The 9,021-nt window shown below is 49.4% G+C and carries 6 protein-coding genes; 3 read left to right on the top strand and 3 right to left on the bottom strand.

The window, feature by feature from the left end; genetic code table 11:
- The first annotated feature begins 164 nt into the window (after positions 1-164).
- Positions 165-2,285, top strand: coding sequence for an inositol phosphate phosphatase SopB (locus KDK13_RS04195; RefSeq protein ID WP_257283673.1), 2,121 nt, complete (start codon positions 165-167; stop codon positions 2,283-2,285).
- A 17-nt stretch (positions 2,286-2,302) separates the two neighbouring features.
- On the opposite strand, the gene KDK13_RS04190 is transcribed toward KDK13_RS04195, so the two are convergent.
- On the bottom strand, positions 2,303-3,745 hold the full coding sequence (locus KDK13_RS04190; RefSeq protein ID WP_257283672.1) for a hypothetical protein: 1,443 nt from the start codon (positions 3,743-3,745) through the stop codon (positions 2,303-2,305).
- A 305-nt stretch (positions 3,746-4,050) separates the two neighbouring features.
- On the opposite strand from KDK13_RS04190, the gene lgt reads away from it, so the two are divergent.
- Both lgt and KDK13_RS04180 read left to right on the top strand, forming a co-directional pair.
- Positions 4,051-4,962 (top strand): prolipoprotein diacylglyceryl transferase, encoded by a 912-nt coding sequence (lgt, locus tag KDK13_RS04185; RefSeq protein ID WP_257283670.1) that lies wholly within the window; start codon positions 4,051-4,053, stop codon positions 4,960-4,962.
- Positions 4,959-5,792: a thymidylate synthase gene (locus KDK13_RS04180; protein WP_257283669.1), complete on the top strand. Its 834-nt coding sequence runs from the start codon at positions 4,959-4,961 to the stop codon at positions 5,790-5,792. The genes lgt and KDK13_RS04180 overlap by 4 nt, the downstream gene beginning before the upstream one ends.
- 102 nt (positions 5,793-5,894) lie before the next feature.
- Here the strand turns inward: KDK13_RS04180 and KDK13_RS04175 are convergent, their stop codons facing one another.
- Together KDK13_RS04175 and KDK13_RS04170 are read right to left on the bottom strand one after the other, a co-directional pair.
- On the bottom strand, positions 5,895-6,140 hold the full coding sequence (locus KDK13_RS04175) for a hypothetical protein (RefSeq protein ID WP_257283667.1): 246 nt from the start codon (positions 6,138-6,140) through the stop codon (positions 5,895-5,897).
- Positions 6,141-6,360: 220 nt separating this feature from the next.
- Positions 6,361-9,021: transglutaminase-like domain-containing protein (locus KDK13_RS04170; RefSeq protein ID WP_257283666.1), on the bottom strand; the 2,661-nt coding region annotated here is incomplete at its 5' end.

Raw genomic sequence — 9,021 nt, 5'->3', positions numbered from 1 at the left:
ACCGCCTGCGCGGCCCGGCCCGATTGGGCGATGCTTTACGACGGGTTTGGTAAAGCTGAAAGGAAACAGGGTTTAGCTGGTGTTAAAAATGGCGATATAACAGACATCCAGTATTAAGATTTAATTTTTGAACTTTGCGATTTATAGTGAAAAAGGATTTACCCATGGCATCCTCCATTGAACCCAACAAGCCTGACTCAAAGAGCTTGAACCACGATTTTCCTCCGCCTGAAAATAAAATCTCCGGGAAAAAATACCATAAGGATGTATCACCAGCCAGGCTGAAAGGACCCGGCATACAGGTAGACAAAGGGAAGCAGGGAACCAGGGCAATCACAAACTTCGAAAAAATAAAGCCAGTTGACTCAAGTCCCCACACAGATGAAAAAAACTGGCCAGTACCAGAGCAGGAATTGAAAGAGATACTCTCAACGGAAGGAGAACTGGCGAAAATTAACCGGAGAAATTCAGAAAATCACTACAAACCATCACCTGCGGGTGTAAAAATCCGGTCCACACCCGGGGCAAAACTTGCCATCACAACCATAAGTACACCGAAAAACATAGAAAGACTGGTTGACGAGTTAACAGCACACCGGAAAAAAGTACAATCATTCATCCACTCGACTCAACGTTTATTGTTGGAAAATGGCCCGGATATTAGGTGGTTAGCAGCACACTGGCGAAAAATAGAGGGCGGCCCACTGCAACAGGCAAGGCAGTTGGCACGCAGTGGCAGCGAACATCTCAGCCCGCGACTGATAGCAATGACCAGGGCTATTGAAGATGATATAGCGGGCTTAAAAAGATACATACAGGATGCAGGCAAATACGATTTCAGAGGCGGCGGGCAATATCTTAAACAGGTTAATATCTATGCCGAAGTGGCCAGGCGGTTATCCAACACTCAGTCTGCAAAGAAAAATGCTGACCAGAAAATCGCAGCAATCATCGATAGTAAAAGGGCAATCGCACTGACCAGGACAGGCAAGACTGTCCAGTGTGTACCTGAAGCCATTCGAGAACTCACCGGGCTGCACAGACAACTGAAAAAACGGTTTAAAGCCGGTCTATTTGAACAGGAACTCATGAAGGTTCTGGCAGAGAACAGTGAGTCGTTTAGCAGCCGACTTCATATTTATCAGCATAATCAATGGCACCAGGTCACTCTTCAATACACTCCGGCAGCGTCCATGCGTCTGTACGATGACACTGCTGATGCCAGGCGGGGAAACAGAGACCCTTTCCAAAACAGCTATCAAGACAAATTGGCTCTTTCAATGGAGCGGAACTCTCCTCATGCGGTCAATATGCTGGCCTATACCATGAAAGTTGATGGTCAGGAGTTGGCCAGGCATATCCGGGTGGGCTGTCCTTATGCCTACAAGGAAAAAGGCGAAAATATAGATCGCGTAACCGACCAGCGCCTGGACGAAATCTTTACCGCCCTGCTGCTTCACAACCATAAACAGGCGTTAAAAAATGCCATGAAAAATCCCGATCACCAACCCATCAAGCTGGACTGCCTGTACCTGAATTTGCTAAGCCCCGATCATATCCGCGCTAGCCGCATAGCGAGAGCCGCAGGCCTTGAAAATGAAAAAGAGTGGACTGAAAAGCTGCACGAAAAGTTGATTGAAATGTCCAATAAAGAGCGCACGCTGACCATCCACTACGCTGATGGCAAGTCCGCTGCCGTGAAAATCAGGCCACGGCCAGTCATGCTGGTTGCACCCTGCAATAAACTGGCCTTGCCAGACAGGCAAAAATCATTGTCTGGCAAAATCCTTTTGGCTAATGCCAATACCTGGAAAACGGTGATGGAGGTCAATAGATCTGCACTAAAACAATTAGTCGGTTCGAACCATCAGTACGGAGGCTTGCTGGGAGAAAAACTGCCAGAACTATCAGCCAGTAAACAGCAGCAGGCAAAGGAGCTGGCTGATCAGTTGTGGGTGCTGTACAACACCCGTGGCGGCCTGATGCAGGTTGCCGAACAATCAGGTCCCTTTTATTTTTCCGGAAAATTAAAAGAGCTGTCCGCCATTATGGGAATGGATCTTTTCACCGGTTGCAAAAGCAATAAAGATCGAACCGGGATCTCCGAGGCATATCAACAGTCGATGTTAGCGGCCGGTACTCACGGACTTGCGGAACAGTTTATGGTCTATGGTGGCCATATCATGATTCAGATGAAAAATACTGGCCTGCCGGGCTATAAACTGGATGGTACCCAGGCCAAACAGCTGGACGACAGTATATTTTCAAAATTAACTCGTCATTAATACCTGAGACTATCGGCTTAAATGCTCTCTCTGCTTTGCAGCTGTCGCTTGTTTACAGCGAGCAGCAACCGCTCCATCATACTTTTTTTAATTCCAGCTTGTAATACCAGCCCGGGCAAATTCGTCACTGAACGAGAGACCACTCGCCTTGGATGATTGTCTTTTGCGGGTTGTGTGATGCCTATGCGATAGCCCCTACTCCCGTTACGATCGTTAAAACGTTCCACCTCAATCAGAAGCTGGCCATTCTGGTCTTGCAAATCCAGCAGATAATCGATGGTATGGGGCAGTTCCTCATTACCCGTGGCCACATCAAACAGCAGATTTGTTGCGGTTTCGTCTTCTTTGAGCAGTGGCCGCACCCAAGGGTAATCAGCCAGTATAGTTGTCATTAGCCGGGTATTTACGCCCTTCAGGGCCGCATGGATAAAGGCGTATAATGCCAGCGGCACTTGTCTGCCCCAACGGGGGGGTTCGGAATTTACCATTTTGCGGGCGTATTTCTTCAGGATTATTTTCGTGAGTGACATCAATGAACTGTCATCAATGCCAAAATTCGCCCTGAACTTGAACAGTCGGCAGAGCAGATGCTCTTTACCATAAGTCAACTGTCTGATATCTGTGTCATCGGCTTCCAGCAGTGTACCCAACATATTCCAGTGTTCGTTGCGTTCTGCCAGCATTAGCGGGGTATCCCCGGGTATTGAGCAGCAGGGTCGCTTATCATATGAGGTTTTGCAGCAAACAGAGTGGCAATAATCGCCTCTCTCATACTTGTGATTGATATCAACGCCCGCACGACGCAGACCTGCTTCAACTGAGACCAGGTTCTTTCCGGCTGCCATCCGGTGTAGCCAGGTACAGACAGAGGATCCCATAAACTGCTGTAATAACTGTTGTTCCCGGTGCGGGGGCTGAACCTTATTAGCGGTTTTTTTTAGCCGGAAGAATGCCTCAACCGCTTCCATGATAAACCATTCCGGTGAGCGCCACTTCGGACCTGATAGCCAGCCAACACAGGAGGCTAGAATGCCATTGTCCGTATTGATATCATCGGGCAAGCCGCAGATGCGCAACAGTGCACTGCGCAGGATCTCCCGATTACTGGCAGGAATCAGGCGTTGTTCTGTCAGATTTTCCTGACTTTCGCTCTCCCGGATCATCCCGGGATTTCGGTCCGGATGAGTCGATACAGGGGGCGGGCTGACTTTCACCGGCTCAGCCACAATGGCGTCTGAATTTGAGACATTTGCTTCAGGGCAAATCCTGAGGTTTTTGTCTGCAGCGGTAGCAGTGCCTTCGGCGGCCGGGGGATTGTGGCTGCCCGGCATGGATTCCGGCAATGATTCAGCAGAGCGGTTGGCCAGTGCTCTCAAGACAGGGGCAGGCGTACCATTTGCCAAGAGGGCGGATTCGCCAGCAGCGAGCCATTCACTTTGCGAGTGGGTTGCGATACTCACGGAATGAGCACCACTGTTGCCAGCAGACTGAGAAATTGATGATGGTTGCTCAGATGCCAACCCTTGACAGGGGAATTGCATTTCTGCGGTTAATCTGTTCACACGCTCTGCCTGCAATTTAGCTGAAATCCTAAGCTTTTAGTAAATAACTGGCCCGAAAAGTTCCCGGGCATCATTGTCTGGAACTATTGTCATAAGCTTGGAAAATTGCAAATGTTAGGTCAGGAGATGGCTTTACTGTATGCTGGCTCAGTAGCCAATTACCTTGGTACTCTTAAACAGTTTTTACTGATCGGAAGTGGTTTGTGATTGCGTATCCCGAGATAGATCCCGTGGCGTTCAGCCTCGGCCCCTTAAGTGTGCACTGGTATGGCCTGATGTACCTTGTCGGCTTTGCCCTGGCACTCTGGCTTGGTGGTATTCGTGCCCGGAGATCCGCTGGTTTATGGCACCCGGAGCAGGTCAGTGACCTGATTTTTTATGGTGCTATCGGGGTTATCCTGGGCGGACGATCCGGCTATGTCATCTTCTATCACTTTGACTATTTTCTCAGAGACCCGCTCTGGCTGTTCAAAGTGTGGGATGGCGGCATGTCTTTTCACGGTGGCCTGCTTGGGGTTCTTGTGGCCATGTGGCTCTATGGCCGTGCTCAGGGTAAAAGCTTCTTTCAGATAACCGACTTTCTTGCCCCACTGGTGCCTTTGGGGCTCGGCCTTGGCCGAATAGGTAACTTTATTGGTGGCGAGCTTTGGGGCAGGGCCTCAGATGTGCCATGGGCCATGGTTTTTCCCACCGATCCCGGCCAGATGGCTAGACACCCTTCCCAGCTTTATCAGTTCTTTCTGGAAGGGCTTGTGCTGTTTGGCATACTTTGGTGGTTTTCATCAAAGCCCAGGCCAAGAATGGCGATTTCCGGACTGTTCCTGCTGATCTATGGGCTGGCAAGGTTTTCCGTTGAGTTTGTGCGGGAGCCGGATGCCCAGCTTGGCTTTATCGCCTTTGACTGGCTAACCATGGGGCAGCTGTTGTCTTTGCCGATGGTCGTTATGGGCATCCTGTTTATGGCTTGGGGATATCGTCACCATCCACTGGTTAATGGTATGAATAGTGATGACGCGGCCTGGCTGGCAAAGGCCAGAGTGAATAACTGCCCGGGGCAGAAGCAGAAAAACTGCCCGGGGCATAAGCAGAAAAAGAGTGGATCGAAAAAACGATGAGAGAATATCTGGACCTCCTGCGGCATGTGAAAGACCATGGCACTTTCAAGGCGGATCGGACCGGCACGGGTACCTACAGTGTATTTGGCTATCAGATGCGGTTTGATCTTTCTGAAGGCTTTCCACTGGTGACCACCAAAAAGTGTCACCTGCGTTCAATCATTCATGAATTATTGTGGTTCCTCAAGGGGGATACCAATATCGGCTACCTTCAGGAAAATGGTGTCCGGATCTGGAATGAGTGGGCAACCGATGACGGTGATCTCGGCCCGGTTTATGGCAAACAGTGGCGCAGCTGGGAGGGAGCCAATGGTGACGTAGTGGACCAGATTCAGTGGCTGTTGAATGAGATCAAAACCAACCCGGACTCAAGACGAATGGTGATCAGCGCCTGGAATCCATCGGTACTTCCGGATGTCGCCTACTCGCCAAAGCAAAATGCCGCCATGGGGCGTCAGGCGTTACCACCCTGCCACTGCCTTTTTCAGTTCTATGTGCTGGATGGCAAGTTGTCCTGCCAGTTGTATCAACGCAGTGCCGATATTTTCCTCGGGGTGCCTTTTAATATTGCTTCCTATGCGTTGTTGACCATGATGATTGCCCAGGTCTGCGACCTGGAACCCGGTGATTTTGTTCATACCTTTGGCGATGCTCACTTGTACGCCAATCATCTTGAACAGGCGCAAGAGCAGTTAAGCCGCACACCTTTTAAGCGACCTCAGATGAAGTTAAACCCGGCCATTGGTGATCTGTTTGAATTTACCGTTGATGATTTTGAGCTGGTGGATTATCTGGCCCATCCACATATCAAGGCGGCGGTATCCGTTTAACCGGGAGCCTCTGTTACCGATCGTTTATCCGTGGAGCAACCTGCGGATAAATAGACTCAGGGGGTGGGGTAAATCAGGGGGCGAGTAGTTCACACTCCTGCCTCAAATATAGCCGGTAGTAGGGTGTTTCGGTTCTCTTGCAATGAGACCAGACTCTGGGTGTTTTCTCAATGATTCGGCAATGATCGTGATGGCTGCCAGCCTTGGCGGATGATTGACTGTTCCATCAACCCAGCCCATTTCATTGATGCGAAAGTGCGGTTTGCCATTAATTTCCAGCTGGTCGATCCTCCGCTTCGTATCTGGCAGAGCAATTGAGCCGATCAGGCTGACAGATACTGAAGGCAATGTCACTGTTCCTGTTGTACAGGTATGGATTTTTTGCCAGGGCACTCGGGTGATTATTCCGGTGTTATTCCCGGGTTGCGCAACTGGATTATGACGATACATCCCAGTTGTTTCTGGAGTTGGCGAGACTGGTGGCATCATTCTATTGGTTCTGAAAGTTAGCCATCATGTTTTTACCAAACCGGTAAAACAGTAGTTAACCAAATGAAATCATCTTGTCTTAATTTGCGATCTGTGCAAGAAACTCATCTAAAAGAACCAGCAAATCATCCTTTTGAAGAACGACAGCGGATGGTTGGTTAAAATGGTCTTTTATACGTTCCGGGGGTAATTTTAATTGGGTCATGGAATCAACTTGCTGATAGGCAGGCGTAAGCGCCGCATTATAGTAAGGCTGTTTTGTCAAAGAATATTCATTATATTCATAAAACACCCAAATGGGAGGAGTGGCATCATTCATGTGATGCGCTGCCAGCCAACTAAAGAATATTTTTCTTATTACTTCACTGAACATTAAATAGTTTCTACTCTCATGTATTTCGCTAATTACTGGCTTTAAGCCGGATTTTATTTTTTCAGTAATCTTATCGTCTACCGCTTGTCTGGACAAAGAAGTACAGTCGAAAATAATAGGTTTGTAGCTTGTAGATTTTGATACGTTCAGGAAAGCCGCCTCACCGGACATGAGTTTTTCAGGGATGATAATGCTAATGCCCACAGGCTGGTGGTGCAGTTGTTGATGGATGCGATGCCGGGATAGTCGCTCCAAAAGGGAGCGGCTTCTGGTCATCGTTTTGATAAGGTTTATGCAGCACTGTGAAAGTAGTGGATCTACTTTTTTAATTTCATTAAGGTCAACTTGTTTGGGTCTTAGAGAATAAGACTCAAGCATTAATTTTATCCGGTCTTTCAACTGACAGGAATCACAGGACCCGGAGAACGTCTGTAAGATGGCCAATAATACATATTTCAGAAATTGAGGCACTGAGCAGTAAAGATCACATAGCCAGTTGAAATAATTAACATCGGGCTCTTGTGCCTGTATCAGCTGGGATAATATCTTCATATACGAACCATAGAAATGATGTATCGCATCGCTAACGCTATGGCCCTCACCATCTACCATAAGCCAGGCCCTTTTTTCTATGATGTGTTCCCAGTATTGTATGTTTTCACTAAACTGGTAAAACATTTGTGGCGATAACAATATCCCCCAATGTTTCTGCACAACGTTGATTTTAATGTCGGAGGGTATTCTGATTAAGGTAGAGTAGATATCTTTGTGCATAGCCTCAGTCAAAGCTGATCGGTTATCGTTTAACTTTAATTGTGGTGCAAGATAATGATTGGAATCTAAAGGAAAGAAGTCTTCCTGTGAATCGATAAATTGGACGGAACAGGCATACTCCCTGGGTAGCTTCACCTCAGAATAGTCTGGTTGACGATAATCCCCCCAGTCGGGTTCTGTGGTATCTGCAGTGACTTGTCCGCCACCACCGAGTTGGTATTGTCGCCAGGTGTGGCCGCCATCGGGGCTGATCTCAACAAAACGGTGCGAAGCATTATTTACTTGCCGGGCTGGAACACCCCAATAGTGGCAGAGTATCTGGAAGATCATCGCCTTGTGTCGGCAAACTCCCTGTTTCTCCCTGAGCATATTCAGCAACAGTTGTTCATCTTGTCCGGTCACATTGTTGCTGTCGGAAAATGTAGCCAGCCAATCCATCAACGCCATCAGTCGTTGCGGAACATCACTGATCCCATGGATGTCACGCAGCTCTGCATAGGCTATGCAGGTGTTGGTTTTGGGGTAAAAAATATGTTCTTCCAGGAGATCTGCAAGCCGTTGACTGCACAATCCCTCTGGTAATGTCAGCTGGTCGCCTGGTTTTAGTTGGGTAAAATAGGTTTGCCCGGGAGCAATGATAAAGTCGACCGTTACCGGTAATGAGGATGCCTTACTTTTGATTAATAGTTGCCCTGTCTGCTCGCTTCGGGCCAGCTCAATGGGGGTGTCCGGGGTGCAGCGCAGTGCCCGGAGCTGGTCTGAAGGCGTCAGGGCAGGCAGAGGCTGCCATTGGTTATTCAGGGTCAGCGCAATGTTGCCGGGCAGTTCATTTTCGCCAAGGTCGGTCCGCCAGATGATATCAGGCCATCCTGCCACAGAGGTTATCGTGCCATTTGTCCAGTCGATGGGGTAGTTGCGCAACCGGCCGTCTTCATCCAGACGGGTCTCCAGAAAAGAGAGACGATATTGGCGGGCATCGTAAGGGGTTTTGGGGAAGTATCTGGTGACCTTGTAGTGGTGGGGAGCCACAATATCACCAAATTCGCAAGGGTAAGCCAAATGCCGGTTTTTTTGCTTTACCGTTGACCTGCTATTGCTGCTATTGCGGCTGATATCCATGCCTTGTTGCATGGCCTGCACAATCGTCATGACATCCTGATCTGTCGCCTCCGGTGTCACCGTGATTGACCGACCACGACAACGGGGTACAAGCCCGAATGTTACCGTGATGGGCGTCAACAGTCCGGGAATGCCATTGGCCACGGTCTCAAGGGCCAGGCGCCGTTGTTCTTCCTGGTTGAGTCGTTCCAGACGTGCGGTATCCTCCTGCAGCGGCGGCAGCGGTGTCTTCAAGGCCCTAAAGGGCAGTGACAGGTGTTGTTGCAAGGCCTGATACCACTGTTCAGGGCGGTGACCGGCCAGATGCCGGGCGCTGCGGAACAGGTCGTCCAGTGCCAGTTGCACCGGGCAGTTCTGCTGTTGCAGCGCGGTGGCCAGTTGGTGGAAGTGACCCGCCAGCCATTGGGGCAACCCGTCAGGCAGGTCGGGCAATCCCTGCACCAGCCTTGCCAGTTCTTCCGGGGCAAGGGCCGC

The organism is Endozoicomonas sp. SESOKO1, assembly GCF_024606265.1.
In the GTDB taxonomy this organism is placed as follows: Bacteria; Pseudomonadota; Gammaproteobacteria; order Pseudomonadales; family Endozoicomonadaceae; genus Endozoicomonas.
The sequence above is the reverse complement of the archived record's forward strand: the minus strand, read 5'-3'. Positions and strand labels throughout refer to the sequence as shown.

Coding starts and splice junctions, on each gene's coding strand:
- KDK13_RS04195 (WP_257283673.1), top strand. CDS start 165: ATGGCATCCTCCATTGAACCCAACAAGCCTGACTCAAAGAGCTTGAAC.
- KDK13_RS04180 (WP_257283669.1), top strand. CDS start 4,959: ATGAGAGAATATCTGGACCTCCTGCGGCATGTGAAAGACCATGGCACT.